This window comes from Aeromonas sp. 602396, from assembly GCF_049173735.1.
GTDB classification, from domain to species: Bacteria; Pseudomonadota; Gammaproteobacteria; order Enterobacterales; family Aeromonadaceae; genus Aeromonas; species Aeromonas veronii_A.
Map to the genome: position 1 here is coordinate 117,111 of NZ_JAAKSD010000012.1, position 23,266 is coordinate 140,376.

Annotated in this window: 31 protein-coding genes; 13 read left to right on the forward strand and 18 right to left on the reverse strand. The window is 57.4% G+C overall.

All coding sequences use genetic code 11. From position 1 onward, the window contains the following. Positions 1 to 143 precede the first annotated feature (143 nt). The 4 genes from G5229_RS14855 to dolP are packed head-to-tail and all read left to right on the forward strand — an operon-like array spanning position 144 to position 3,427. Positions 144 to 1,931 (forward strand): penicillin-binding protein activator, encoded by a 1,788-nt coding sequence (locus tag G5229_RS14855; RefSeq protein ID WP_421209463.1) that lies wholly within the window; start codon positions 144 to 146, stop codon positions 1,929 to 1,931. Beyond that, entirely contained in the window at positions 1,852 to 2,244 is a 393-nt protein-coding gene (locus tag G5229_RS14860) for a YraN family protein (protein WP_058057529.1), read from the forward strand. Before G5229_RS14855 ends, G5229_RS14860 begins: the two co-directional genes overlap by 80 nt. Before the next feature lie 9 nt (positions 2,245 to 2,253). Further along, positions 2,254 to 2,844, forward strand: a complete 591-nt coding sequence (locus G5229_RS14865) for a D-sedoheptulose-7-phosphate isomerase (RefSeq protein ID WP_005336275.1) — start codon at positions 2,254 to 2,256, stop codon at positions 2,842 to 2,844. A 4-nt stretch (positions 2,845 to 2,848) separates the two neighbouring features. Continuing rightward, positions 2,849 to 3,427, forward strand: coding sequence for a division/outer membrane stress-associated lipid-binding lipoprotein (gene dolP / locus G5229_RS14870; protein WP_005336277.1), 579 nt, complete (start codon positions 2,849 to 2,851; stop codon positions 3,425 to 3,427). 43 nt (positions 3,428 to 3,470) lie between these two features. Here dolP and G5229_RS14875 read toward each other — a convergent pair whose 3' ends face one another. The 8 genes from G5229_RS14875 to zapE form a co-directional block, all read right to left on the reverse strand. After that, positions 3,471 to 3,896, reverse strand: a complete 426-nt coding sequence (locus G5229_RS14875; RefSeq protein ID WP_005336278.1) for a ClpXP protease specificity-enhancing factor — start codon at positions 3,894 to 3,896, stop codon at positions 3,471 to 3,473. Beyond that, positions 3,893 to 4,522, reverse strand: coding sequence for a stringent starvation protein SspA (gene sspA, locus G5229_RS14880; protein ID WP_005336279.1), 630 nt, complete (start codon positions 4,520 to 4,522; stop codon positions 3,893 to 3,895). The genes G5229_RS14875 and sspA overlap by 4 nt, the downstream gene beginning before the upstream one ends. Positions 4,523 to 4,609: 87 nt before the next feature. Then, positions 4,610 to 5,344, reverse strand: coding sequence for a cytochrome c1 (locus tag G5229_RS14885; RefSeq protein WP_201938939.1), 735 nt, complete (start codon positions 5,342 to 5,344; stop codon positions 4,610 to 4,612). Further along, on the reverse strand, positions 5,341 to 6,558 hold the full coding sequence (locus tag G5229_RS14890; protein WP_005341735.1) for a cytochrome b: 1,218 nt from the start codon (positions 6,556 to 6,558) through the stop codon (positions 5,341 to 5,343). The genes G5229_RS14885 and G5229_RS14890 overlap by 4 nt, the downstream gene beginning before the upstream one ends. A gap of 2 nt (positions 6,559 to 6,560) precedes the next feature. Further along, entirely contained in the window at positions 6,561 to 7,151 is a 591-nt protein-coding gene (petA, locus tag G5229_RS14895; protein WP_216952217.1) for a ubiquinol-cytochrome c reductase iron-sulfur subunit, read from the reverse strand. Positions 7,152 to 7,446: 295 nt separating this feature from the next. Continuing rightward, positions 7,447 to 7,839, reverse strand: coding sequence for a 30S ribosomal protein S9 (gene rpsI, locus G5229_RS14900; protein ID WP_005336286.1), 393 nt, complete (start codon positions 7,837 to 7,839; stop codon positions 7,447 to 7,449). Between the two features lie 15 nt (positions 7,840 to 7,854). Then, complete coding sequence (gene rplM, locus G5229_RS14905; RefSeq protein WP_005341737.1) at positions 7,855 to 8,283, reverse strand: 50S ribosomal protein L13; 429 nt, start codon at positions 8,281 to 8,283, stop codon at positions 7,855 to 7,857. Positions 8,284 to 8,549: 266 nt separating this feature from the next. After that, complete coding sequence (zapE, locus tag G5229_RS14910) at positions 8,550 to 9,644, reverse strand: cell division protein ZapE (protein ID WP_421209466.1); 1,095 nt, start codon at positions 9,642 to 9,644, stop codon at positions 8,550 to 8,552. A 140-nt stretch (positions 9,645 to 9,784) separates the two neighbouring features. On the opposite strand from zapE, the gene G5229_RS14915 reads away from it, so the two are divergent. The 3 genes from G5229_RS14915 to degS all read left to right on the forward strand — a co-directional run bounded on the left by G5229_RS14915 (position 9,785) and on the right by degS (position 12,842). Next, entirely contained in the window at positions 9,785 to 10,165 is a 381-nt protein-coding gene (locus tag G5229_RS14915) for a YhcB family protein (RefSeq protein WP_216952219.1), read from the forward strand. Positions 10,166 to 10,246: 81 nt separating this feature from the next. Next, a complete protein-coding gene (locus G5229_RS14920; RefSeq protein WP_216952220.1) occupies positions 10,247 to 11,608 on the forward strand; it encodes a Do family serine endopeptidase in 1,362 nt (453 codons plus the stop codon). Positions 11,609 to 11,717: 109 nt separating this feature from the next. Next, positions 11,718 to 12,842 carry an outer membrane-stress sensor serine endopeptidase DegS gene (gene degS / locus G5229_RS14925; RefSeq protein WP_421209467.1) on the forward strand — a complete coding sequence of 375 codons (1,125 nt, stop codon included), beginning with the start codon at positions 11,718 to 11,720 and terminating at the stop codon, positions 12,840 to 12,842. 146 nt (positions 12,843 to 12,988) lie between these two features. On the opposite strand, the gene npr is transcribed toward degS, so the two are convergent. The 10 genes from npr to G5229_RS14975 all read right to left on the reverse strand — a co-directional run bounded on the left by npr (position 12,989) and on the right by G5229_RS14975 (position 19,804). Then, on the reverse strand, positions 12,989 to 13,261 hold the full coding sequence (gene npr / locus G5229_RS14930) for a PTS phosphocarrier protein NPr (protein WP_005336318.1): 273 nt from the start codon (positions 13,259 to 13,261) through the stop codon (positions 12,989 to 12,991). A gap of 20 nt (positions 13,262 to 13,281) precedes the next feature. Continuing rightward, entirely contained in the window at positions 13,282 to 14,148 is an 867-nt protein-coding gene (gene rapZ, locus G5229_RS14935) for an RNase adapter RapZ (RefSeq protein ID WP_421209469.1), read from the reverse strand. A gap of 44 nt (positions 14,149 to 14,192) precedes the next feature. Continuing rightward, positions 14,193 to 14,639, reverse strand: coding sequence for a PTS IIA-like nitrogen regulatory protein PtsN (gene ptsN, locus G5229_RS14940; protein ID WP_005336322.1), 447 nt, complete (start codon positions 14,637 to 14,639; stop codon positions 14,193 to 14,195). A 2-nt stretch (positions 14,640 to 14,641) separates the two neighbouring features. After that, the gene (gene hpf, locus G5229_RS14945; RefSeq protein ID WP_005336323.1) at positions 14,642 to 14,929 is read right to left on the reverse strand and encodes a ribosome hibernation promoting factor; all 288 of its coding nucleotides are present in this window, start codon (positions 14,927 to 14,929) and stop codon (positions 14,642 to 14,644) included. Positions 14,930 to 14,949: 20 nt separating this feature from the next. Further along, positions 14,950 to 16,389, reverse strand: a complete 1,440-nt coding sequence (locus G5229_RS14950) for an RNA polymerase factor sigma-54 (RefSeq protein ID WP_201938916.1) — start codon at positions 16,387 to 16,389, stop codon at positions 14,950 to 14,952. 65 nt (positions 16,390 to 16,454) lie between these two features. Then, positions 16,455 to 17,180 carry an LPS export ABC transporter ATP-binding protein gene (gene lptB, locus G5229_RS14955; RefSeq protein ID WP_421209471.1) on the reverse strand — a complete coding sequence of 242 codons (726 nt, stop codon included), beginning with the start codon at positions 17,178 to 17,180 and terminating at the stop codon, positions 16,455 to 16,457. Positions 17,181 to 17,183: 3 nt separating this feature from the next. Next, positions 17,184 to 17,711 carry a lipopolysaccharide transport periplasmic protein LptA gene (gene lptA / locus G5229_RS14960; protein WP_040068817.1) on the reverse strand — a complete coding sequence of 176 codons (528 nt, stop codon included), beginning with the start codon at positions 17,709 to 17,711 and terminating at the stop codon, positions 17,184 to 17,186. Next, entirely contained in the window at positions 17,698 to 18,258 is a 561-nt protein-coding gene (gene lptC / locus G5229_RS14965) for an LPS export ABC transporter periplasmic protein LptC (protein WP_128814797.1), read from the reverse strand. The genes lptA and lptC overlap by 14 nt, the downstream gene beginning before the upstream one ends. After that, entirely contained in the window at positions 18,255 to 18,809 is a 555-nt protein-coding gene (gene kdsC, locus G5229_RS14970; protein ID WP_005336340.1) for a 3-deoxy-manno-octulosonate-8-phosphatase KdsC, read from the reverse strand. The genes lptC and kdsC overlap by 4 nt, the downstream gene beginning before the upstream one ends. After that, complete coding sequence (locus tag G5229_RS14975) at positions 18,809 to 19,804, reverse strand: KpsF/GutQ family sugar-phosphate isomerase (RefSeq protein WP_204382278.1); 996 nt, start codon at positions 19,802 to 19,804, stop codon at positions 18,809 to 18,811. The genes kdsC and G5229_RS14975 overlap by 1 nt, the downstream gene beginning before the upstream one ends. A gap of 207 nt (positions 19,805 to 20,011) precedes the next feature. Between G5229_RS14975 and mlaF the strand changes: the two genes are divergently transcribed. Genes mlaF through ibaG form a run of 6 tightly spaced genes read left to right on the forward strand, consistent with a single transcriptional unit; the run spans position 20,012 to position 23,257 of the window. Further along, complete coding sequence (mlaF, locus tag G5229_RS14980) at positions 20,012 to 20,812, forward strand: phospholipid ABC transporter ATP-binding protein MlaF (protein WP_005336343.1); 801 nt, start codon at positions 20,012 to 20,014, stop codon at positions 20,810 to 20,812. Next, entirely contained in the window at positions 20,812 to 21,591 is a 780-nt protein-coding gene (mlaE, locus tag G5229_RS14985) for a lipid asymmetry maintenance ABC transporter permease subunit MlaE (protein WP_005336345.1), read from the forward strand. The genes mlaF and mlaE overlap by 1 nt, the downstream gene beginning before the upstream one ends. Positions 21,592 to 21,598: 7 nt before the next feature. Then, positions 21,599 to 22,096 (forward strand): outer membrane lipid asymmetry maintenance protein MlaD, encoded by a 498-nt coding sequence (gene mlaD / locus G5229_RS14990; RefSeq protein ID WP_005336348.1) that lies wholly within the window; start codon positions 21,599 to 21,601, stop codon positions 22,094 to 22,096. 2 nt (positions 22,097 to 22,098) lie between these two features. Next, positions 22,099 to 22,731: an ABC transporter substrate-binding protein gene (locus G5229_RS14995; RefSeq protein ID WP_421206654.1), complete on the forward strand. Its 633-nt coding sequence runs from the start codon at positions 22,099 to 22,101 to the stop codon at positions 22,729 to 22,731. Continuing rightward, positions 22,728 to 23,000, forward strand: a complete 273-nt coding sequence (locus G5229_RS15000; RefSeq protein ID WP_421206652.1) for an STAS domain-containing protein — start codon at positions 22,728 to 22,730, stop codon at positions 22,998 to 23,000. The genes G5229_RS14995 and G5229_RS15000 overlap by 4 nt, the downstream gene beginning before the upstream one ends. Continuing rightward, positions 23,000 to 23,257 (forward strand): BolA family iron metabolism protein IbaG, encoded by a 258-nt coding sequence (ibaG, locus tag G5229_RS15005; RefSeq protein WP_005306001.1) that lies wholly within the window; start codon positions 23,000 to 23,002, stop codon positions 23,255 to 23,257. Before G5229_RS15000 ends, ibaG begins: the two co-directional genes overlap by 1 nt. Positions 23,258 to 23,266 lie beyond the last annotated feature (9 nt).

The window sequence follows — 23,266 nt, forward strand, 5'->3', positions numbered from 1 at the left end:
GGAACTTCAACACTGGTCGGGGAATGAACTTGAACCGGGTTACAAAGCAGCTAAGTGTATCACGACTCTTCGGCATCATACTCGCGGCAGTACTGCTCGCCGCCTGTGCGTCGGAGCCCACTCAACCGTCAGGGCAGTCAGGCATGCCCTCTGCGTTCTCCAATCTGACCAAGAATGCCCAGTGGTATCTTGAGCAGGTGGATCCCGCCAAGCCGGCCGAGGCCTTTACCTGGCAGATGCTGGCGGCACGCAGCTATCTGGCGCTGGGCCAGGCCAAACCGGCCTCGGCGCTGTTCCAGCAATTGCAGAAGCAGGCCAAGGATCCCGTTCAGAAGGCGCAGTTGCAACTACTGCAAGCCCATCTGTTGCTGGCGCAAGGCCACGCCAATCAGGCGCTGATCCTGCTGGAAGGCAAACCTGAGGTGCTGCTGGATGCCGATACCCAGAAGGATTGGTATCGCCAGCGCGTAGTGCTGCAGCTCGACATCAATAACAAGTTTGGCGCAGCCAAGTCATTGATTGCACTGGAGCCCTACCTCAATCAGAGCGAGCAGGCGACCAACCATCAGCAAATCTGGTCGTTGCTCAAAAGCATGACCCCTTCCACCCTGCAAGCGCTGGAAGAGGCTCCGGCCCCTGATGTGACCACCGGCTGGCTACGACTGGCGGCACTGGTCAACGAGTTTGGCGCCCAGCCGAACTTGCTGGCCCGCCAACTGGCAGGCTGGAAGCGTGACTTCCCCAACCATCCGGCCCAGAAAGATATGCCGGCAGGATTGGGCGATCTGGCGGCCACTGCCAGCACCTCGGTGCAACAGATCGCTGTGCTGCTGCCCCTCTCCGGCAATCTGGAGCCGCAGGGCGCAGCCATCCGTAATGGTATGCTGATGTCTTATAAGGAAAATCAGGGGCAATTCACCCTGAACTTCTACGACACCCAGAGCAAGTCGACCGGCGACCTTTACAAGCAGGCGATTCAGGAAGGGGCAGACATGATCATCGGCCCGCTGCTGAAAGATCGGGTCGAGGAGCTACTCAAGGCCAATCCGACCGTGCCGGTGCTGGCACTCAACGAGCTGGACAAGCCGGTCGTCAACGACACCACCTACTACTTCTCCCTCTCTGCCGCCGCAGATGCCGCGCAGGCAGCCCAGTACCTTTACACCCAGGGCTACCGTAAACCGCTGCTGATCGCCGCCCAGGGTCGGATCGGTTACAGCAGTATCAAAGCGTTTGAGCAAAGCTGGGCCACCCTGAGCCAGGATAAGCCAGTCGTTGCCACCTTCGGTGCCCGCAACGAAGTACAGGGGATGGTCAAGAATGCCCTGAGCGGCCGCTCTACCGCCCGTGCTGGCGAGGTAGTGCAACTCTCTGATGCCGCACCGCGCAGCATCGATGCCGTTTATGTGGTGGCCAACAGCCTGGAAACCCGGATGATCAAGCCCTACGTGGATGTCTCGGTCAATCCGATGGGAAGCCTGCCCATCTACACCAGCTCCCGCGGCTACGACAGCGCAGCCACCGAGGTCGCCTCCGAGCTCAACGGCATGCATATCGCCGATATGCCGCTGCTGCTGGGTGGCTACGAGAAACAGCGCGAGCAGATCGCCCTGCTCTGGCCGCAGACCCAGGGCGACCTGCTGCGTCTGTTTGCCATGGGCTACGATGCCGTCAGCCTGGCTGAGAACCTGCAGCAGATGCGCAAGGTAGGTGGCATGCAGCAGGCCGGCATGAGCGGTCAGCTGAGCGTGGATGCCCAGGGCAATATCGTGCGGATGCTGAGCTGGGGTACTTACCAGAACGGCAAGCTGGTCGACGAGAACGCCGTTCAGCAACTGGAGGAGCCCTCCAATGAAGGAACTATGGAAACGGATACGCCAGCAGTTGCCGAGCCTGTTCCCCTCACCAACGAGCAAGGGACAGCACTTTGAACAAGTCGCTGAACGCTGGTTGCAGGCTCGGGGCCTGCAACCGGTAGCTCGCAACTACCGCTGTCGTGGCGGTGAAATAGATCTCATCATGCACCAGGGCCAGACCCTGGTGTTTGTTGAGGTGCGCTACCGGGCCACCGGCAGCCATGGCGGGGCCGCCAGCTCGGTCACCCGCAGCAAACAGCACAAGATCATGCTGGCAGCGCGCCACTATTTGAAGCAACATGCCATCAACGAGGCCAATCAGGCCTGCCGATTCGATGTGATTGCGTTCGAGGGCGACCAGCCAGCCTGGATCCAGAACGCATTTTAAGAGGACCCTATGACTGACCGCATCAAAGAGAACTACACCGAAAGCATCCAGACCAAGATAGCCGCCGCCGAGGCGCTGCCGGATGCCATCCATACTGCAGCCCAGATGATCACCATCTGCCTGCTCAATGGCCACAAGGTGCTGGCATGCGGTAACGGTCCTTCTGCCGCACTGGCGCAACTGTTCATCTCCGAGCTGGTCAACTGCTACGAGACCCAGCGCCCCTCCCTGCCCGGCATGGCCCTGACCCCGGACATGGCGACCATCAGCGCCATCGCCACCGACCACGGTTTTGAAGAGGTCTATGCCAAGCAGATCCGCGCGCTGGGCCAGCCTGGCGACATTCTGGTGGTCATCACCACCTCCGGCCACAGCCGTAGCCTGATCAAGGCCGCCGAAGCCGCCCTCTCCCGCGACATGACCATAGTGGTGCTGAGCGGGGGTGACGGTGGCGAAATGGCTGGTCTGCTCGGCCCGAACGATGTGGAGATCCGTGTTCCCTCCGCCCGTCGCCCTCGCATTCTGGAAGTGAACCTGTTGACCCTGCACTGCCTGTGTGATCTCATCGACCAGACACTTTTCCCGCAACAGGAAGATTGAAACCATGAAAAAGCACACTATCCTGCTCGGTCTGCTGGTTAGCACCCTGCTGCTGCAAGGCTGCGCAGCCCTGGTTGTTGGCGGCGCCGCAGGGACTGCCAAGGCCTCTGGCGATCGCCGAACCCTGGGCGCGCAGTGGGATGACCAGACCATCGAGCTGAAAGCGGCCAATCTGCTGGCCGACAACAAACCCCTCAGCGCAGCCAGCAAGATCAGCGTCTACAGCAACAATGGCCGCGTCCTGCTGGTCGGCCAGACACCTTCTGACGTTTACAAGATTGAGGCGGGCAAAATTGTCAGTCGCATCGAAGGGGTCCGCCACGTCTACAACGAATTGCGCATCGGCCAACCTGCCAGTTTCACCACCCGCAGCAATGACTCCTGGATCACCTCCAAGGTGAAAGCCGACATGTTCGGCACCAAGAACTTCGACAGCACCAAGGTCAAGGTGGTCACCGAGAACGGCGAGGTGTTCCTGATTGGTCTGGTGACTCGCCAGGAGGGAGAGCAGGCAGTCAACATCGCCCGCCATGTCACCGGCGTGAAGCGCGTGATCAAGGCCTTCGAATTCGCCCAGAACTAAGCCCGACCGCACATAAAAAAACGCAGCCAATCGGCTGCGTTTTTTATTTGATCACCTTCAGGGTCGGACGACCGCTTGGACGCGGCGGTTCCGGCTCAGGCTCCACCGGCGCTTCAGCCTGCTCCAGCCAGATATCGTAACCCGGCTCAGGCGGGAACATGGTGCCCACGCCGTTCTCCCGGGCATGGATAGCCAGCACGGCCGCCATCGGGATATAGACCTGCTGGGATACCCCGCCAAAACGGGCACTGAAGCTGATAGCCTCGTTATCCATGTGAAATTGCATCACGGCTCGGGGCGCGATATTCAGTACAATTTGCCCGTCCTGAGCAAACTGCATCGGCACCATCACATGGGGAATGTTGACGTTGACCACCAGATGAGGGGTCAGATCGTTGTCCAGCAACCAGTCAAAGAACGCCCGTAACAAGTACGGGCGGCTCGGTGTCATTGTCGGTTCCATGCTCATACGCCAGCACGGATCTCGCGTTCGGCTTCGGTCAGGGAAGCCTGGAAGGACTCACGCTCGAACAGACGAACCATGTAGGCCTTCAGCTCTTTGGCGCCACGACCGGTCAGGTCGATGCCAAGGCTCGGCAGACGCCACAGCAGCGGTGCCATGTAGCAATCCACCAGACCGAACTCTTCGCTCATGAAATAGGGCATTTCACCGAAGATCGGCGCGATGGCCAGCAGGTTGTCACGCAGTTCGTTGCGTGCCGCTTCAGCATCGGTACCGGCCATGATCTTGTCGGCCAGGGAGTACCAGTCCAGCTCGATGCGGTGCATCATCAGACGGCTGTTACCGCGGGCAACCGGGTAAACAGGCATCAGGGGCGGATGCGGGAAGCGCTCATCCAGATACTCCATGATGATGCGCGAGGTGTAGAGCGCCAGCTCACGATCAACCAGGGTCGGTACAGAGTTGTACGGGTTCAGCTCGGCCAGCTCATCCGGCAGATTGGCTGGGTCAACCTGACAGATATCCACACTAACACCCTTCTCCGCCAGGACAATACGCACCTGATGGCTGAACATATCGTTGGCACCGGAAAACAGCGTCATTACCGAACGCTTATTGGCAGCTACAGCCATTGAACCCTCCCGTCATAAAAAAGCAGAAACGGCAATGAAGCATCTTGGTCTTCATTGCCGTGCATTATATTACCCGGATCTGGTCGCTTAGTGAACGTCGCGCCAGAATTCCTTCTTCAACAGCACAGTGAAGATGAAGAAGATCACGATGAAGCCAAGCACCCAGAAGCCCATGCGTTCACGCTCCTGTTGTACCGGTTCAGCCGAGTAGACCAAGAAGTTTACCAGATCCAGTACCGTCTTATCATACTCTTCGTCATCCATTTCACCGTTGCCGTCAGATTTGATGCTGACAACCTGCTGGGTCTCGACGCCATCGACCATGTGAGTCGCGAACTCGGCACGGGGAGTCCCCTGCAGCGGCTCCAGCACATGGGGCATGCCCACTGACGGGAACACCACGTTATTCACACCAAACGGACGGGTCGGATCCACGTAAAAAGAACGCAGATAAGTGTAAATCCAGTCCGCACCACGTACTCGGGCAACCAGAGTCAGGTCGGGAGGCGGCGCACCAAACCACTTGGCGGCATCCTTCTCAGACATGGCACTCTTCATCAGATCACCCACTTTGGCGTCGGTGAAAATGAGGTTCTCCTTCATCAGATCCTCAGGGATCTCCAGATCGGCAGCAACCCGGTTGTAGCGTTGGTACTGGGTAGAGTGGCAGCCGGCACAATAATTCATGAAGGTGGCAGCTCCGCGTTGCAGGGATGCCTTGTCACTCAGATCGTAATTGGCCTTGTCCAGTGCAACCGCACCTCCAGCGGCAAACACCAGAGAGGGCAGCAGGGTCAGCACTGCAAATATTATTTTTTTCATTTAAATGTCACCCTCTCCGGCAGCGGCTTGGTGCGTTCGTTTTTGCTGTAGAAGAACAACAGCACGAAGAAACCGAAATAACCCAAGGTACAGATCTGGGCAACCAGCGTCAGAGTCGGCGTCGACGGCAGTACACCCAGCACCCCCAGAATGATGAAGCAGACCACAAACTGGGCGATGTTCAGCTTGTGCAGCTTGCTGCGATAGCGTACTGAACGCACCTTGCAGCGATCCAGCCAGGGCAGCAGGAACAACACCACAATAGAGAGGCCCATCATGATGACGCCAAGCAGCTTGTCAGGTACCGCACGCAGAATCGCGTAGAAGGGGGTGAAGTACCACACAGGCGCGATGTGAGCCGGAGTCTTCAGGCCGTTGGCCACTTCAAAGTTCGGCTTCTCGAGGAAGTAACCCCACATATCCGGCTTGAAGAAAATGATGGCGCAGAAGAAGAACAGGAAGCCAGCGACACCGATCATATCCTTGACGGTGAAGTAAGGATGGAATGCCACCGCATCCAGCGGCCAGCCGTTCTCGTCCTTGTGCTTCTTGATATCGATGCCATCCGGGTTGTTGGAGCCCACTTCGTGCAGCGCCAGGATATGCATCGCAACCAGCATCACCAAAACCAGCGGCAACGCGATGACGTGCAGCGCGAAGAAGCGGTTCAGGGTCGCACCAGAGATAACGTAGTCACCACGGATCCACAGGGTAAGATCGTCACCGATGACCGGAATGGCACCAAACAGCGAAATGATGACCTGGGCCCCCCAGAATGACATCTGTCCCCAGGGCAGCAAGTAGCCCATAAAGGCTTCCGCCATCAGCACCAGGAAGATCAGCATGCCGAAAATCCACAGCAGCTCGCGCGGCTTCTGGTAAGAGCCGTAAATCATACCTCGGAACATATGCAGGTAGACCACCACGAAGAAGGCAGAGGCACCGGTAGAGTGCATGTAACGTAGCAGCCAGCCATACTCCACATCCCGCATGATGTACTCGACGGAGGCAAACGCACCTTCCGCAGAGGGGTTGTAGTTCATGGTCAGCCAGATGCCGGTGATGATCTGGTTAACCAGCACCAACATGGCCAGCGAACCGAAGAAATACCAGAAGTTCAGGTTCTTCGGAGCCGGATACTTGGCCATGTGGTCGTTGTACATGGCAGTAAGCGGAAAGCGATCGTCAATCCAGCCCATCAGTTTGCTCAACATGATCAGGCCTCCTTGCCATCGGCACCGACCAGAATGGTGGTGTCGTTAATGAATTGATACGGCGGAATAACCAGGTTCAGTGGTGCAGGCACCCCCTGGAACACACGGCCAGCCATATCGAACTTGGAGCCATGACACGGGCAGAAGAAGCCGGACGCAACCCCCTGCACCTGCTCACCAAAACTGTCAGGCAGATAAGAAGGTGAACACCCGAGATGGGTGCAGATACCGACCGCGACAAAAATTTCGGGCTTGATCGATCTGTACCCGTTATGGGCATAGTCAGGCTGCTGCGGCTCTTCTGATGAGGGATCCCGCAACTTGTCATCATGTGCTGCCAGGGCATCCAGCGTCTGCTTGGTGCGTTTCACCACCCAGACGGGTTTGCCACGCCACTCGACACGGATGAGCTGACCCGGTTCCAACTTGCTGATATCGACTTCAACCGGTGCACCGGCTGCTTTGGCCTTGGCACTCGGATTCCATGACTTTATAAACGGCACTGCGGTAAACGCAGCTCCTACCCCACCAACGGCAACCGTTGACCAGGTAAGAAATCTGCGGCGACCGGTATCAACTGGCGCATTGCTCATCCAAAAACTCTCCCATGTGGACTCCGCACATTCTTATAGTGTCCCTGTTCCCCATTTTTCCCGTGACAACAGCGGCGGAAGCTGGATTTACAATTGCCACAGAAAACAGGGGAAATTTTAAAGAAAAGATAACAACTTGACAAGAAAGAGCGGTGAGCAATAAAAACAATAAAGAAACAATTTTTTGTCTTTTGTGACGCGTGGTTAGCATTGATGTCGGTAATATTACTAATAAAAAAAGCCTGGCGGTTGCCAGGCTTTTTTGACACTCGAAAGAGTGAGCACCGAAAGCGAATTAACGCTTGGAGTACTGCGGACGCTTACGAGCTTTGTGCAGACCGACTTTCTTACGCTCAACCTTACGGGCATCGCGAGTAACAAAGCCTGCTTTACGCAGTTCGGAACGCAGGGTTTCATCGTACTGCATCAGAGCACGAGTGATACCGTGGCGGATCGCACCAGCTTGACCGGAGATGCCACCACCGTTAACGGTGATGTACAGATCCAGTTTCTCGGTCATCTCAACCAGTTCCAGCGGCTGACGAACTACCATGCGGGCAGTCGGACGACCGAAGTACTGCTCCAAGGAGCGCTGGTTGATTACGATCTTACCGCTACCCGCTTTGATAAATACGCGAGCAGTGGAGCTTTTGCGACGGCCGGTACCGTAGTATTGATTTTCTGCCATGTTGCCAGTTCCCGATTAGATATCCAGTACTTGAGGTTGCTGAGCAGCGTGAGCGTGCTCGGCGCCTGCGTAAACTTTCAGTTTACGGAACATGGCACGGCCCAGAGGACCTTTCGGCAGCATGCCTTTAACAGCAGCTTCGATTACCATTTCCGGTTTACGCTGAATCAGCTTGTCGAAGCTGATTGACTTGATACCACCCGGGAAACCGGAGTGAGCGTGGTACATTTTGTCGGTAGTTTTCTTACCGGTAACACGTACCTTCTCAGCGTTTACAACGATGATGTAATCACCGGTGTCAACGTGCGGAGTGTATTCAGCTTTGTGCTTACCACGCAGACGAGCAGCGATCTCGGTTGCGATACGACCCAGAGTTTTACCTTCTGCGTCCACAATGTACCAGTCACGTTTTACGGTTTCTGGCTTGGCAACGAAAGTTTTCATTAAGTTAAACCCAATTACCTGTTACAGACCCAATTGTTTATGGGGGCTCTCCCACAAACAACAAACGATGGCCTACCTGTACCCCTTCGAATACAAGTAAAGCTTAAAGTGTTGCTGTCTTATCGACAGCTGTAACGTGGGCCGGGCGATTATAAGTGAAGTTGCCTTAAATATCACCTGCTAATTTCACTGCCATGAAACCAGCAAATGTCGCCCGGCCCTACCTGCCGCAGATGCCCATCCGACTGGCAGGCGCGGTATTGTGACTAAGGAAGGTGCACTCTGGCAAGGTATTCGTGCGATTGCATTTCCTGAAGCCGTGAAAGACAGCGTTGGAATTCGAAATTCAGCAGCCCTTCACCGTAGAGTTCTGCCATGGGAACCGCCGCCGACATGATGAGCTTGACGTGCCGTTCATAAAACTCATCGACCATGGCAATGAAGCGGCGAGCCGCGTCATCCGTGCCTGTGCCCATTGGCTGCACATTGGCCAGCAGAACAGTATGGAACAGTCTGGCCAGCTCGATATAGTCGTTCTGGGAGCGGGGAGTACAGCAAAGTTGCTCAAATTCCATATAGAGCACCCCTTCCCCCATTCCGAGCGACGTCAGCTGACGATGATTGACCTCGAACGTCCCCTCGCAAGCCGTGTGCCCACCGGTTAATTGCTGAAAATAGCGGTCAAGATTGGCTTTTGCCTGCAAGTCCAGCGGGCAGTGATAAATCTCCGCTTGTTCCAGCGTACGCAGGCGATAGTCGATACCGCCATCTACGTTAAGTACCTCGCAATGACGCTCGATCAGCTCGATAGCTGGCAGAAAACGGGCTCGCTGCAGCCCGTTGCGATAAAGATCCTGCGGCGGAATATTTGAAGTGGCGACCAGCACAACACCGTGACCAAACAGCTCCTGAAACAGCGTGCCCAGCAACATGGCATCGGTGATGTCGGAGACAAAAAATTCGTCGAAACAGATGATGTCTGTCTCGCTGGCAAGCTTGCTGGCCACCAGTTTGAGGGGATCGGACTGCCCGCTCAACCCCTGCAATTCATCGTGAATGCGGTGCATGAAACGGTGGAAATGGCTGCGCATCTTGCGCGTCCCCGGCAGGCTGTCGAAAAAGGTATCCATCAGCCAGGTCTTGCCTCGGCCCACTCCGCCCCACATATAGATACCGAGGACGGGCTCCGGCTGCTTGGGCTTTTGCAGCCAACCCAGCAACCCTCGAGATCTGGTCGGAGTCGGGCGCCGTAGCAAATCCTGATACAGTCGCTCCAGCCTGCTAATGGCCATCCCCTGCGCGGGGTCGGCCACAAAGCCGGGGCGCAGCAGATCCTGCTGGTATTTTTGCTGCGGTGTCATCCTTGAGCGCCTCTCCAAGTCCCTGAATCGAGGACAAAATGGTATCACGGCCTCAGGACGCACGGTATAGTGCCATCAAGGCATGGCGGTTATGACGACCGCATAAACCCACTCTGTTTTAGCTGTAACAAGGAGCATCTATGAGTCTGTTAACTGGGATCCTGCTGGCTGTCGCGGCCTTGATTATCGGTATCGTTCTCGGCCGTTTTTCGGTACGCAGCCGCGATGCCGGCCGTCTGGAACAGGAACTGAAAAAGGCCCACAAGGAGCTTGAAAGCTATCAGGGCCAAATCAATACCCACTTCGCCGACAGCGCCGCGCTGATGGAGCAACTGGCCGAGCAGTATCAGACCCTCTATCGCCACATGGCCGAGCAGAGCAAATTCCTGGCCAAGGCACAGGAACCGCTGTTCCGTGAATCATTGGTAGAAGAAGCCCCAACCAAAGAAGCAGATGAGCCGGGCGTACCGCCTCGCGACTATGCCGGCGCCTCTTCCGGACTGCTCAAACAACCAAATTAGTTCCTCGCGGAACTAATTGGCCAGCCCTGTGGTCTGACCTTGACGATTGCAATGCAACTTTTTCTGGGAGCTGTTTTTCATATGCGTAAACCTCTTTCCATGCTCAGTGTGCTAGCCCTCAGCGTCGGTATCGCCATGTCTGCGGCCCCTGCTCAGGCCGCACTGCCTTCCCTGTTAGGCTCTAATCAGGAGATGCCAAGTCTGGCCCCCGTTCTCGAACAGGTCACTCCTGCCGTAGTTAATATCTCTGTCTCCGGCAAGAAGATCACCCGCCAGCGTCTGCCGGAACAATTCCGTTTCTTCTTCGGTCCCAATATGCCCGATGAACAGGTGAGCGAGCAGCCGTTCCAGGCACTCGGCTCCGGTGTCATCGTCGATGCCAAGAAGGGTTACGTGATCACCAACGCCCACGTGGTTCACGAGGCGGACGAGATCAAGGTCACTCTGAAGGATGGTCGTGAATATGCGGCCAAGAAGATCGGTGAAGATAAGCAGTCCGACATCGCCCTGCTGCAAATCAAGGCCGAGGATCTGGTGCAGATCAAGTTCGCCGACTCCGACGAGCTGCGGGTGGGTGACTATGCGTTGGCAATCGGCAACCCGTTTGGTCTGGGTCAGACCGTTACCTCAGGTATCGTCAGCGCGCTCGGTCGCAGCGGCCTCAACATCGAGAATCTGGAAAACTTCATCCAGACCGATGCGGCCATCAACTCAGGTAACTCGGGCGGTGCCCTGCTCAATCTGCGTGGCGAGCTGATCGGTATCAACACCGCGATTCTGGGCCCGAACGGCGGCAACATCGGCATCGGCTTTGCCATCCCCTCCAACATGGTGCGGGATCTGACCGAGCAGATCGTCAAGTACGGTGAAGTGCGTCGCGGTCAGCTGGGCATTACCGGTACCGAACTCACCTCAGACATCGCCAAGACCTTCGGCTACAACAAGAAGGATGGCGCCTTCGTCAACCAGGTCATGCCTGACTCCGCCGCAGACAAGGCGGGCATCAAGGCGGGCGATATCATCGTCAGCATCGATGGCAAGCCGGTTCGCTCCTTCGGCGAGCTACGTGCCAAGATCGCCACCATGGGCGCTGGCAAGCAGGTCGAGCTGGGACTGATCCGCGATGGCAAGTCACAAACGGCCAAAGTGACCCTGAAGCAGGCCGATGACAGCGAAGTGCGCGCCAGCGCGCTGCATCCGGCACTGGAAGGGGCCAAGCTGAGCACAACTACCGATCCGGTCTCCGGCGTCGCCGTGGCCGACATTGATCCCCGTTCTCCGGCAGCCGCTTCCGGCCTGCAGAAGGGGGACATCATCATCGGGGTCAACCGTCTGCGCATCAACACCTTGGGCGAGCTGAGCAAGGCGCTCAAGAACAAGCCTGACGTACTGGCGCTCAATATCCAGCGCGGCGACTCCTCGCTCTATCTGGTGATCCGCTAACCCCCTGATGGTTCAACAACCTCTCTATCACCCGCGGCCTTCGCCGCGGGTGATTTTTATCCATCGATAGTGTTATTCTCTGCCCGCAGCCTGTACGGATGAGAATGACATGAAAATTTCCCCTTTAGTCAGTTACTTGGGCAAGTCTGTCGGTTTCGGTTTGACCGTCGCGGTGCTGCTGTTGCTGCTGTTTCCCAATTTTCGCGGTGGCGCCCAACTCCCGGGGCTCATCACCAATGCCCGAGAACTGAGTTTCTCCTATGCCGCTCATCGGGCCGGCCCCGCCGTCGTCAACATCTACACCCGCAGCTTTGCTCCCAACCAGGGCAATCAGGGGGAACTGCGTCCACAAGGACTGGGCTCCGGCGTCATCATGACCCAGCGCGGCTACGTGCTGACCAACTACCACGTCATCGCTGACGCCGACCAGATCATCGTAGCCCTGCAGGATGGCCGGGTTTTCAGTGCCGAGCTGGTCGGCACAGACCCGCTTACCGACCTTGCCGTGCTCTATATCGAGTCAGATAACCTGCCGGTAATCCCGCAAGATCCGGAGCGGTTGCCAGAAGTGGGCGATGTAGTACTCGCCATCGGCAATCCCTACAACGTCGGCCAGACCATCACCCAGGGCATCATCAGCGCGACTGGCCGCACCGGTCTCTCCAGCATGGGGCCGGACAGCAATGGCCGGCAGGATCTGCTGCAAACCGATGCCGCCATCAACGAGGGCAACTCGGGTGGCGCGCTGGTCAACGGTCGTGGCGATCTGGTGGGCATCAACACCGCCACTTATCACCTCAACGGCAATCAGGAGAGCTACGGCATCAGCTTTGCCATCCCCTACCGGCTGGCGAAGCGGATCATGGATGAGCTGATCACCAACGGCAGGGTCATTCGCGGCTACCTTGGGATATCCAGCGTCGAGATCAACCCGATAATCGCGCGGATGATGAATCTCGGCGATCTGCGTGGTCTGGTAGTGAAGAGTCTGGATCCCTACGGTCCAGCAGCCAAAGGCGGTCTGCAACGAGGGGATGTGCTGCTCAAGATCAACGACGAAGCCATCAGCGGTCCCAGAGCCGCCTTGGACAAGATCGCCGAGAGCCGCCCCGGCACCAAGCTGACCATATCGGTGTTACGCTCCGGCAAGCCGCTGGAAGTGGTGGTCACCATTGAAGAGGATGTGCGCTATCAGAACCGGGCTGGAGTCAGCAATGTCTCATCGGCCAGCTAACGCGGCAACGGTCTATTGCATCAGCCTGCAGCCTGTTAGGCTGCGCCTAACTCTCATTTCTCCATGGAACTACATAGTCAGCCATGTCATGCCGCAATAGCGCGACCGAATACAAGTGAAAGGAATAGAAGAAGAACGAGGAGTGACTACTCCTCATTAAAGCCGGAGGTGAACAGCTCCACCACGGCGGCTAGGGCCTCGACCTCTTCGGGGCCCTCAACCTGGACTTCCACCTGCCGCCCTTGCGCGGAATCCAGCATCAGCAGGCCGATGATGCTGTCAGCATCGGCCTCCACACCATCTTCATTGCGCAGCAGCACGTGGGCATCGAAACCCTGCACCAGCTCGAACAGCATCATGGCAGGTCTGGCATGAATACCCAGCTTGTTTTTCACTTCAACCGAGGCGGAAACAGTCATCGGGTCGTCCTATTGGTCCGTCAAGATTGGGGGGCACTCTTGTCGAGAGTGCGGTGGCGGATCTGCACGTTCTTGCCAAGCAAACGGAATGCACTGGCCAGCCGTTCTGCAATAAAGACCGAGCGGTGCTGACCGCCGGTGCAACCGATGCCGACCGTGAGGTAGCTGCGATTGTTGCGCTCCAGATGGGGCAACCAGGTCACCAGCATGTTTTCGATCTGCTGGGTAAACAGCATCACGTCAGCCTGCGCCGAGAGGTAGTTGGCGACCGGCTCATCCTTGCCGGTAAACGGCTTGAGCTCGGGGATCCAGTGCGGATTGGGCAGGAAGCGGGCATCGAACACGAAGTCGGCATCCTTGGGAATGCCGTACTTGAAGCCGAACGACTCGAACACCAGCACCAGCTCGTTCTCTTTCTTCCCAAGCACCCGGGTCTTGATGAGCTCGCTCAGGTCGTGAATGCTGAGGTTGGTGGTGTCGATACGCAGGTCAGCGGTCGAGGAGATGGGCGCCAGCAGGTGGGTCTCCTCCCGAATCGCCTCATCCAGCGACAGCTTGTTGCGTGAGAGGGGGTGCAAGCGGCGGCTCTCACCATAGCGCTTGAGCAGGGTGCCGTTGTCGGCGTCGAAGAAGAAGCTGGAGAACTCAACCCGCCCCTCATTGCGCACCTGAGCCAGCAGATTTTCCAGTTTCTCCGGATCGCTCGGCAGGTTGCGCACATCGATGCTGACCGCCAATTTGTCGTACTGGCTCTCCACCGAGACAATCAGCTGGGGCAGCAGATTGACCGGCAGGTTGTCCACACAGTAGTAACCCAGATCTTCCAGCACTCGCAGGGCTACCGTTTTACCGGAGCCCGAACGTCCACTTACCACGATTAACTGCATCTTGTTCCCTCACGCCAAACGGGTGTCTCATCCTTGGCCTGCTGTCAGGCCGAGGTCATGATCTGATAGAGCTCTTCGTCACTGGTTGCCTGACGCAACTGGCGGCAAACCGCCTTGTCACCCAGCTTGGAAGCCATCAGAGAAAGGGTCTTGAGATGCTGCTTGCACTCGCTTTCCGGCACCAGCAAGGCAAACAGCAGGTCAACCGGTTGATTGTCGATGGAGTCGAAAGGAATAGGGTCGGCAAAGGTCATCAGGATCGCGGTTGGCGGGAACTCATCGTCAATGCGACCGTGGGGGATCGCAATACCGGCACCGATCCCGGTACTACCCATTTTTTCGCGGGCCAGCAAGCATTCAAACAGCGCCTGACGGGAGGTGCCAAGGCGTTCGGCGGCCAGCTCGCTGATGATTTCGAGGGCGCGTTTCTTGCTGGTACAAGGGACTGCACTCTTGGTGCAGTCCCGACTCAGTATGTGTTCAAGTTGCATGGTTATTTTTTATTTAACTTATCTTTGTGCTTGATGATCTGCCTGTCCAGCTTGTCGAGCAAGGTGTCTATCGCAGCATACATATCGGCATGTTCAGAGTTGGCAAACACTTCGCCACCGCTGACGTGCAATTTGGCTTCCGCTATCTGGTTCAGTTTTTCCACGCTAAGCACCACATGAACATTGTTGATGTGGTCGAAGTGACGCTCGAGTTTGGCAAATTTGTTATTCACATAATCACGCAGAGCTTCGGTGATCTCGACATGGTGTCCGGTCAGGTTAATTTGCATAACATCATCCTTTTGTTTGCCTAAACCAGGCGTTTGCGCTGATTGGAAGGTGGGATAAACAAGGATTCGCGATACTTAGCGATCGTGCGTCTCGCCACCATAATACCCTGTTCGGCCAGCAAATCCGCGATCTTGCTATCACTTAACGGCTTGGCAGGATTCTCTGCCGTGACCAGCTTCTTGATGAGCGCGCGAATTGCGGTCGATGAGCACTCTCCTCCTCCTTCGGTGTTCACATGGCTGGAGAAAAAAAACTTCAATTCGAAGATACCACGGGGGGTATGCATGTACTTCTGGGTCGTCACCCGGGAGATGGTCGACTCATGCATCTCTACCGCTTCGGCGATGTCATTGAGCACCATCGGCTTCATCGCCTCTTCACCATACTCGAAAAAGCCCTGTTGCTGCTCGACAATGCAACTGGCCACTTTCAGCAGGGTGTCATTGCGACTTTCCAGGCTCTTGATGAACCACTTGGCTTCCTGCAAATGGGAGCGGATAAACTGGGTGTCGGTGCTGCTGCGGGCGTTGCGGGCCATGGCGGCATAGGTCTCGTTGACCCGGATGCGGGGGGCGGAGTCGGGATTGAGCTCGACCACCCACTTGCTGCCCTTCTTGACCACGGAGACGTCGGGGATCACGTACTGAGAGTCACTCTGGATGATGCCGTTGCCGGGACGTGGCTCCAGCAGCTGGATCAGATCCAGCACCTCCTTGAGGTCGCTCTCTTTGAGTTTTGTCTTGCGGGCGAGGGTGCGGTAATCCCGGTTGCCGAGCAGCTCCATGTGCTCGAGGATCACCTCTTTGGCCTCGTTGAGCCAGGGGGTCTGCGGGTCATACTGATCCAGCTGGATGAGCAAACACTCCTGCACAGAACGGGCAGCAATGCCGACCGGATCGAAGTGCTGCACCCGCTTGAGTACCGCCTCGACCTCATCGAGTTCCACCTCTACGTCATCGCTGGTGACGGCAGCCTGGATATCCTCCATCGCAACGGTCAGATAACCGGATTCGTCGATGGCATCGATAATGGCGAGCGCGATGGCGGCATCCACATCGCTGAACGGTGTGAGCCGCATCTGCCACAGCAGATAATCCTGCAGGTTTTCGGTGGTTTCACCCTGATAGACGCTATCTTCCCCATCATGGATGGGGCCCGCGCTCTGGGCGGTGCCGGCAGAGTAAACCTCGTCCCAGGTGGTATCCACCGGCAACTCGTCCGGCATCTGCTCCTGAGCCATGGCATCGCTGGAATCCAGCTGGCTGGCATCGACCGGCGCTTCCGGACTGGTCTCTTGCGCCTCGCTCTCTTCCTGCTCCAGCAGAGGGTTGTTTTCGAGCGCTTGCTGAATTTCCTGCTGAAGTTCCAGAGTGGAGAGCTGGAGCAGACGAATCGCTTGTTGTAATTGCGGCGTCATGGTCAGGGACTGACCGAGACGCAACTGTAATGTCGGCTTCATCTACGTCGGGATATCCTTATGTTCAGCGAGGCACTCGTCAAAGGAAATGAAGGCATGCCCCCTTACTATAGACTGAATTGATCGCCCAAATAGACGCGCTTGACCTGCTCATCGGCAAGGATGTCAGCCGGTGCACCTTCGGCAATCATCTTGCCGTGGCTGACGATATAGGCCTTCTCACATACGTCCAGAGTCTCTCTGACGTTGTGGTCGGTAATCAAGACGCCAAGGCCTCTATCTTTCAGATGCTGAATGATCTTCTTGATGTCTATCACAGAAATCGGGTCAACCCCTGCAAAGGGTTCATCCAGCAGAATAAAACGCGGCTCGGCCGCCAGCGCACGGGCGATCTCTACCCGACGGCGCTCACCGCCGGAGAGGCTCTGACCCAGGTTGTCGCGAATGTGGGTGATATTGAACTCTTCCAGCAGTTGCTGAACCTTGTCCTCACGCTCCTCGCGACTCAACCCCTTGCGGGTCTGCATCACGCCCATCAGGTTGTCGAACACTGACAGGCGACGGAAGATGGAGGCCTCCTGCGGCAGGTAACCGATGCCATTGCGCGACCGCACATGCATGGGCTGCAGGCTGATGTCCTGATCGTCGATGGTGATGAGACCGGCATCGCGCTGCACCAGCCCCACGATCATGTAGAAGGAGGTGGTCTTGCCCGCCCCGTTGGGGCCGAGCAGGCCGACAATCTGGCCGGTGCCCACTTCAAGGCTGACGTCACTCACCACCATGCGGCGCTTGTAGCTCTTCTGCAGGCCCACTGCTTTTAACACTGCCATGGCTTATTTTCCCTGCTTCTTCTGGTCGGCGGGCTTGTCGAAATTCTCTACCTGATCCGGCAGGAATACGGTTTTGACCCGCTGGCTCGGGCTCTTGCTCTCGGCGATCATCTTCTGTTTGACGATGTCGTAGCGGATCAGATCGCCATTGACCTGGCTATCTTCCTGCTTGAGCTGACCGTTGCCGGTGATGGTCACCAGACGGTTCTTCAGCTCGTAGCGGATAGTGTTGCCGTGGGCATTGACCGGCTTGCCGTTATCCAGGATCTGGAAGAAGGTGGCGGGCTTGCCGTAGGCAGTCATCACCTCGGCCCCTTTCTCGCCGGAACGGGTCACTACCACCTTGTCAGCCTTGATCCGGATGGTGCCCTGATTGATGGTCACGTCCTCTTCGAAGGTGATGCGGTTGTCCTGCATCTCGGCCACCTGTTTGACGGCATCGACGTAAACCTTCTCGGCAAAGTCGGACTCTTTGGCGGTCACCGCACCACACAACAACAGGGCTGCGAGGGCCAGATTAGCGTTTTTCATTGAAATAGATGGCATGGCCTTGATCCAGTAACTCAAAATATTTGCGGTCCAGATGGCCCTTGAGGCCAACCCCTTGGGTCTGGAAATCCCGACCCAGAATGTTCACTTCCCGGTTGCTGCGCACATCCTGTGTCACCAGATCCAGCTCCAGATAGGGGGTATCCAGTGTGGAGATGAAAGAGGTAGGTAGCAGACCATCCAGATGCACTTTGTCCCGCAGGATGACGTTGTCGCCGGTGTTGAGCACGCCGGTTTCGGCGGTCACCTTCCACTCGGCAGCACCCTGCTCGTCATACATGTAGACCACCGGCTTGTCGAAGGTGGCCTGCTCGAGGATTTGATAATACTCGGCGTAGGTCGACTCCAGCCGCTCGGTGCGCTTGCCGTTGATATCAAAACGGGTGGTCACCAGATCTTTGGCGACAAAATCCGGCTGATAGTTTTCTATTTTGACGGCGCTCTCCGGCACCAGCTCCACCTTGCCCAACTGCCAGGCAACCAGAGCGACCAGAAACAGCAGGGCAAACAACAGGGTCTGTCTGCTCATACCGAAGCCTCGGGCTGATAATCGTCGTGGCCCTGCGCCTGCAAAATGAGGTCACACACCTCGCGCACCGCTCCCATGCCACCGCCAAGCCGGGTCACCATATCGGCACGACTCAGCACCAGCGGATGGGCATCGGCCACGGCAATGCCGAGCCCACAGACCTGCATCACCGGCAGATCGATGGTGTCATCGCCCATATAGGCAGCCTGTTCAGCAGTCAGCCCCAGCTTGGCCAGCAGCGCTTCGAAGTGAGGCAGCTTTTTATCAGCCCCCTGCACCACATGAGCCACCCCCAGGCTTTTCATCCGATCGCTGACGATACGGGAGTTGCGCCCAGTGATAATGGCGATCTCGATCCCGGCATTGAGCAATGCTCGCATGCCCGCACCATCGCGGGTGCAGAAGGTTTTCAGCTCTTCGCCGTTGTTTCCCATGTAGATGAGGCCGTTGGAGAGCACCCCGTCCACATCGCACACCAGCAGGCGGATTTGCGCCGCCTTGTCGAACTGGCTGCGCGTCACCGGACCATAGAGGGTCGGTACGTTTTGCATCAAATTACTCCGGCTTTCAGCAGGTCGTGCATGTTGAAGGCGCCGAGCGGGCGCTTATCACCATCCACGACCAGTAATCCGTTGATTTTTCTCGTTTCCATCAGCTTGACGGCTTCTGCCGCCATCATCTCTGGGCCTACGGTAACACAGTTGGCCGTCATCACGCGGCTGATGGGGGTGTGATGGATATCGATCTGCTGGTCAAGAATGCGGCGCAGGTCGCCATCGGTAAAGAGCCCGGCCAGCAGGCCATTGCCATCGACCACAGCCGTCATACCGAGCCCCTTGCGGCTCACTTCCAGCAGCGCCTGGCTGATGGTGGCATCTATCCCCACCCGGGGCAACAGATCGCCACTGTGCATCAGGTCGCCAACCCGCAGCAACAGACGCTTGCCGAGCGACCCGCCCGGGTGAGAGAGGGCGAAGTCATCGGCGGTAAAACCGCGCGCTTCCAGCAGGGCGACCGCCAGGGCATCGCCCATGACTAAGGTTGCCGTGGTGCTGGAAGTGGGTGCCAGACCCAACGGGCAGGCCTCTTTCTCCACCTTGATGCACAGATGCACGTTGGCCTCTTTGGCCATGGTGGAGGCCGGATTACCGGTCATACAGATGAGCGGAATGCCGCGGCGCTTGAGTACCGGCAGCAGGGCCAGGATTTCATCGCTCTCACCGGAGTTGGAGATAGCGATGATAAGGTCGCCACTGGAGATCATCCCCAGATCGCCGTGACTCGCTTCTCCTGGGTGAAGGAAGAAGGCCGGTGTGCCTGTGCTGGCGAGGGTGGCGGCGATCTTGCTGCCGATATGGCCCGATTTGCCCATGCCGGTGACCACTATCTTGCCACCACAGCGCAGCACCATTTCGCACGCCTTGTCGAAGGCGTCGTTCAGATACTGATAGAGTCCATCAATGGCTTGCTTTTCTGTGTCCAGCACCGCGCGGGCACTGCGACGAAAATCGAACAGTTCAGACACTTTCTCAGGCTTTACAGACATAAAGACACAGCTCCGGGCCGAAATTAGCTGCGGGATTATAAAAAAGTCTGCCCGGATAAGCGAATCGGATGGCAAGTCCCGCTCTCAATGACGCACTTTGTTACAGAAAACTGTCGTTCAAATGGGCTTGCGGCCTGTTCAATAGTTGTTCCTTGCTGTTGCTTAGACCTAGACTACCCCATAAAATTCGCACCTCATTTACACCGGATGGACAATTGTTTGAACAATGACCTGATCACCATCTCCGATCTGACCTTCAGTCACGGAGATCGGCTGTTGTATGACGGGATCAACCTGACCATTCCTCGTGGCAAGGTGACCGCCGTCATGGGCCCGAGCGGCATCGGTAAAACCACCCTGCTGCGGCTGATCGGTGGCCAGCTCAAGCCGGAGTCCGGTCACATTCTGTTTGACGGGGAAGATATCCCCACCCTATCCCGTTCGCGCCTCTATGAAGTGCGCAAGCGGATGAGCATGCTGTTCCAGAGCGGCGCCCTGTTTACCGGCATGACGGTCTACGACAACGTGGCCTTCCCGCTGCGAGAGCACTCCGGCCTGCCGGAGGAGCTGATCCACACCATCGTCATGATGAAGCTGCAGGCGGTGGGCTTGCGCGGCGCGGCGAAACTGATGCCCTCCGAGCTCTCCGGCGGCATGGCGCGCCGGGCGGCGCTGGCTCGGGCAATTGCGCTCGATCCTGACCTCATCATGTATGACGAGCCGTTCGTCGGGCAGGACCCCATCACCATGGCGGTGCTTGTCAAGCTGATCAAGGAGCTGAACGATGCCCTCGGTATCACCTCCGTCATCGTCACCCACGATGTAAAAGAGGTGCTGAGCATCGCCGATTACGCCTACATCATTGCCAATCGCAAGGTGGTGGCGCACGGTACGCCGGATCAGCTGCGCGAGGAGCACAATCCCGAAGTCGAGCAGTTCCTCAAAGGATTGCCCGATGGTCCTGTTCCGTTTCATTTTCCGGCAGGCGATCTGCTACAGGATCTCTGATGTTGATAAGTCAAATAAGCAAGCTGGGGCGGGTCGGAGTGCGGTTTATCAGCTCCGTCGGTCGCGCCACCATCATGTTGTTCCATGCGCTGGCGGGCAAACCCGAGCCGCGCAAGCACTTCCCGCTGCTTGTCCAGCAGTTGTATGTGGTGGGCGTACAGTCGGTGGCCATCATTCTGGTCTCCGGCCTGTTCATCGGCATGGTGCTCTCGCTGCAGGGTTACAACGTATTGAAGGATTTCGGCGCCGAGCAGAGCCTGGGGCCGCTGGTCTCCCTCTCCCTGCTGCGGGAGCTGGGTCCTGTGGTCACTGCGCTGCTGTTTGCCGGCCGTGCCGGTTCGGCCCTGACCGCTGAAATCGGCCTGATGAAGGCCACCGAGCAACTTTCAAGCCTCGAGATGATGGCGGTCGACCCACTGCGCCGGGTGGTTGCCCCCCGCTTCTGGGCTGGCGTCATCAGCATGCCGCTGCTGGCCTTTATGTTCAGCCTGATCGGTATCTTCGGCGGCAAGCTGGTCGGTGTGGACTGGCTCGGCGTGGACGAAGGGGGCTTCTGGTCTGCCATGCAGGCCTCCGTCGACTGGCATGAAGACATCATGCAGGGCGCCATCAAGAGCCTGATTTTCGCCCTGGTGGTCACCTGGATTGCGCTCTTTAACGGCTATGATGCCAAGCCGACCTCGGCCGGGATCAGTCAGGCCACGACCCGAACTGTGGTCCACTCATCCCTCGCCGTGCTCGGCCTGGATTTTATACTCACTGCAGTCATGTTTGGATAAGGTAAAGATGAAGTTCAGCAAAGTAGAATTCCTGGTCGGCACCTTCATGCTGGCTGGCATCGGTGCCATTCTGGCACTGGCCCTGCAAGTGGCCGGTTTGAGCTTCAAACCGGAAGGAGAAACCTATACCCTGCGCGCGCATTTCGATAATATCGGCGGCCTGAAAGTCCGTTCGCCGGTCAAGGTCGGCGGCGTGGTGGTAGGCCGGGTCAGCGACATCGTACTGGACCCGAAAACCCAGGTGCCCGAAGTGACCCTGATGATGCAAAAGAGCGCTGGCGAGTTCGCCGATACCAGTTCCCTCTCCATCCTCACCTCCGGTCTGCTCGGCGAGCAGTACATCGGTCTGGCCCCCGGCTTCAGCGATGAGGAGATGGGCACCGAGATGCTCAAGGATGGCGACCTGATTGAAGACACCAAATCCGCCATCGTGCTGGAAGATCTGATTGGCAAGTTCCTCTACAGCCAATCCTCCGACAGCAAATCAGACAGCAAGAAGGAGTAATCATGTTCAAGAAAATCGCCCTGCTGCTGGGTCTGATGACCAGCATGCTCTTTTCCCTGTCTGCCCAGGCCGCAGTCGATGCCACCGACCCCAACGCGCTGGTGGATCAGGCGGCCAAGCAGACCTTTGCCCGCCTGAAGGCCGATCAGGCCCAGGTGAAAAGCAATCCGGATCACCTGCGGGTGATCATCCGCGAAGAGCTGCTGCCCTATGTGGACAACCGCTTCGCCGCCTACAAGGTGCTTGGCAACCAGATTAAAGAGACCACCGAAGCGCAGCGCAATGCCTTCGTCGAGGTGTTCACCGAGTACATGGTGAGCTCCTACGCCGATGCGCTGGCCCATTTTGACAAGCAGACCGTCAAGGTCGAGCCGGGCAAAGCCCCCAGCGGCAATATCACCGCCGTCAACGTCAGCGTGAAAGAGGCCGGCAAGCCGGACATCTTCCTCGAGTTCAAGCTGCGCAAGAACAACAAGACCGGCGAGTGGAAAGCCTTCGACATGGTGGCAGAGGGGATCAGCCTGCTCTCCGCCAAACAGAGCGAGCTGGGCGGTTTGATCCGCCAGAACGGCATCGATGCTGTGATCGCCCAGTTGCGCGCCCACAATGCCAAGCCGTTGGTGCTCAAGTCATGAGACTGAGCGGCGAGCTGCAGGCGGCTCAGGTGATTGAGCTGTGGCAACGGCGGGCTGACTGGTGGCAGGAAGACCAGATCGAGCTCGGCGACGTGACCACGCTGGATTCCGCCGGGCTGGCCCTGCTGGTCAAATGGGCCAAAGCCGTATTAGCGCGAGGCGCCACACCGCAATTGGTGGGCGCCTCCAGTGATTTCTATACCCTGGCCAACCTCTACGGGGTGGCCGGGCTGTTTCAGTCAACCCCGCTCACAACTGAGGACGCATAATGCAAGTCTCTGAAATTGAAGCGATACTCCTTGAGGCTCTGCCATTGTCCGAAGTCCATGTCAAAGGGGACGGTAGTCACTACCAAGTGATCGCCGTCGGTGACATGTTTGACGGCATGAGCCGGGTCAAGAAGCAGCAGGCCATCTATGCCCCGCTGATGGATAAGATCGCCAGCAACGCCATTCACGCCCTCTCCATCAAGGCGTTCACCGACGCCGAGTGGAAACGCGAACGTAAATTCCTATTGCCCTCCTGATTTGGTAAC

Excerpts from the sequence above, each read along its gene's own strand:
- G5229_RS14855 (WP_421209463.1), top strand. The coding sequence starts at position 144 with ATGCCCTCTGCGTTCTCCAATCTGACCAAGAATGCCCAGTGGTATCTT.
- G5229_RS14860 (WP_058057529.1), top strand. The coding sequence starts at position 1,852 with ATGAAGGAACTATGGAAACGGATACGCCAGCAGTTGCCGAGCCTGTTC.
- G5229_RS14865 (WP_005336275.1), top strand. The coding sequence starts at position 2,254 with ATGACTGACCGCATCAAAGAGAACTACACCGAAAGCATCCAGACCAAG.
- dolP (WP_005336277.1), top strand. The coding sequence starts at position 2,849 with ATGAAAAAGCACACTATCCTGCTCGGTCTGCTGGTTAGCACCCTGCTG.
- G5229_RS14875 (WP_005336278.1), bottom strand. The coding sequence starts at position 3,896 with ATGAGCATGGAACCGACAATGACACCGAGCCGCCCGTACTTGTTACGG.
- sspA (WP_005336279.1), bottom strand. The coding sequence starts at position 4,522 with ATGGCTGTAGCTGCCAATAAGCGTTCGGTAATGACGCTGTTTTCCGGT.
- G5229_RS14885 (WP_201938939.1), bottom strand. The coding sequence starts at position 5,344 with ATGAAAAAAATAATATTTGCAGTGCTGACCCTGCTGCCCTCTCTGGTG.
- G5229_RS14890 (WP_005341735.1), bottom strand. The coding sequence starts at position 6,558 with ATGTTGAGCAAACTGATGGGCTGGATTGACGATCGCTTTCCGCTTACT.
- petA (WP_216952217.1), bottom strand. The coding sequence starts at position 7,151 with ATGAGCAATGCGCCAGTTGATACCGGTCGCCGCAGATTTCTTACCTGG.
- rpsI (WP_005336286.1), bottom strand. The coding sequence starts at position 7,839 with ATGGCAGAAAATCAATACTACGGTACCGGCCGTCGCAAAAGCTCCACT.
- rplM (WP_005341737.1), bottom strand. The coding sequence starts at position 8,283 with ATGAAAACTTTCGTTGCCAAGCCAGAAACCGTAAAACGTGACTGGTAC.
- zapE (WP_421209466.1), bottom strand. The coding sequence starts at position 9,644 with ATGACACCGCAGCAAAAATACCAGCAGGATCTGCTGCGCCCCGGCTTT.
- G5229_RS14915 (WP_216952219.1), top strand. The coding sequence starts at position 9,785 with ATGAGTCTGTTAACTGGGATCCTGCTGGCTGTCGCGGCCTTGATTATC.
- G5229_RS14920 (WP_216952220.1), top strand. The coding sequence starts at position 10,247 with ATGCGTAAACCTCTTTCCATGCTCAGTGTGCTAGCCCTCAGCGTCGGT.
- degS (WP_421209467.1), top strand. The coding sequence starts at position 11,718 with ATGAAAATTTCCCCTTTAGTCAGTTACTTGGGCAAGTCTGTCGGTTTC.
- npr (WP_005336318.1), bottom strand. The coding sequence starts at position 13,261 with ATGACTGTTTCCGCCTCGGTTGAAGTGAAAAACAAGCTGGGTATTCAT.
- rapZ (WP_421209469.1), bottom strand. The coding sequence starts at position 14,148 with ATGCAGTTAATCGTGGTAAGTGGACGTTCGGGCTCCGGTAAAACGGTA.
- ptsN (WP_005336322.1), bottom strand. The coding sequence starts at position 14,639 with ATGCAACTTGAACACATACTGAGTCGGGACTGCACCAAGAGTGCAGTC.
- hpf (WP_005336323.1), bottom strand. The coding sequence starts at position 14,929 with ATGCAAATTAACCTGACCGGACACCATGTCGAGATCACCGAAGCTCTG.
- G5229_RS14950 (WP_201938916.1), bottom strand. The coding sequence starts at position 16,389 with ATGAAGCCGACATTACAGTTGCGTCTCGGTCAGTCCCTGACCATGACG.
- lptB (WP_421209471.1), bottom strand. The coding sequence starts at position 17,180 with ATGGCAGTGTTAAAAGCAGTGGGCCTGCAGAAGAGCTACAAGCGCCGC.
- lptA (WP_040068817.1), bottom strand. The coding sequence starts at position 17,711 with ATGAAAAACGCTAATCTGGCCCTCGCAGCCCTGTTGTTGTGTGGTGCG.
- lptC (WP_128814797.1), bottom strand. The coding sequence starts at position 18,258 with ATGAGCAGACAGACCCTGTTGTTTGCCCTGCTGTTTCTGGTCGCTCTG.
- kdsC (WP_005336340.1), bottom strand. The coding sequence starts at position 18,809 with ATGCAAAACGTACCGACCCTCTATGGTCCGGTGACGCGCAGCCAGTTC.
- G5229_RS14975 (WP_204382278.1), bottom strand. The coding sequence starts at position 19,804 with ATGTCTGTAAAGCCTGAGAAAGTGTCTGAACTGTTCGATTTTCGTCGC.
- mlaF (WP_005336343.1), top strand. The coding sequence starts at position 20,012 with ATGGACAATTGTTTGAACAATGACCTGATCACCATCTCCGATCTGACC.
- mlaE (WP_005336345.1), top strand. The coding sequence starts at position 20,812 with ATGTTGATAAGTCAAATAAGCAAGCTGGGGCGGGTCGGAGTGCGGTTT.
- mlaD (WP_005336348.1), top strand. The coding sequence starts at position 21,599 with ATGAAGTTCAGCAAAGTAGAATTCCTGGTCGGCACCTTCATGCTGGCT.
- G5229_RS14995 (WP_421206654.1), top strand. The coding sequence starts at position 22,099 with ATGTTCAAGAAAATCGCCCTGCTGCTGGGTCTGATGACCAGCATGCTC.
- G5229_RS15000 (WP_421206652.1), top strand. The coding sequence starts at position 22,728 with ATGAGACTGAGCGGCGAGCTGCAGGCGGCTCAGGTGATTGAGCTGTGG.
- ibaG (WP_005306001.1), top strand. The coding sequence starts at position 23,000 with ATGCAAGTCTCTGAAATTGAAGCGATACTCCTTGAGGCTCTGCCATTG.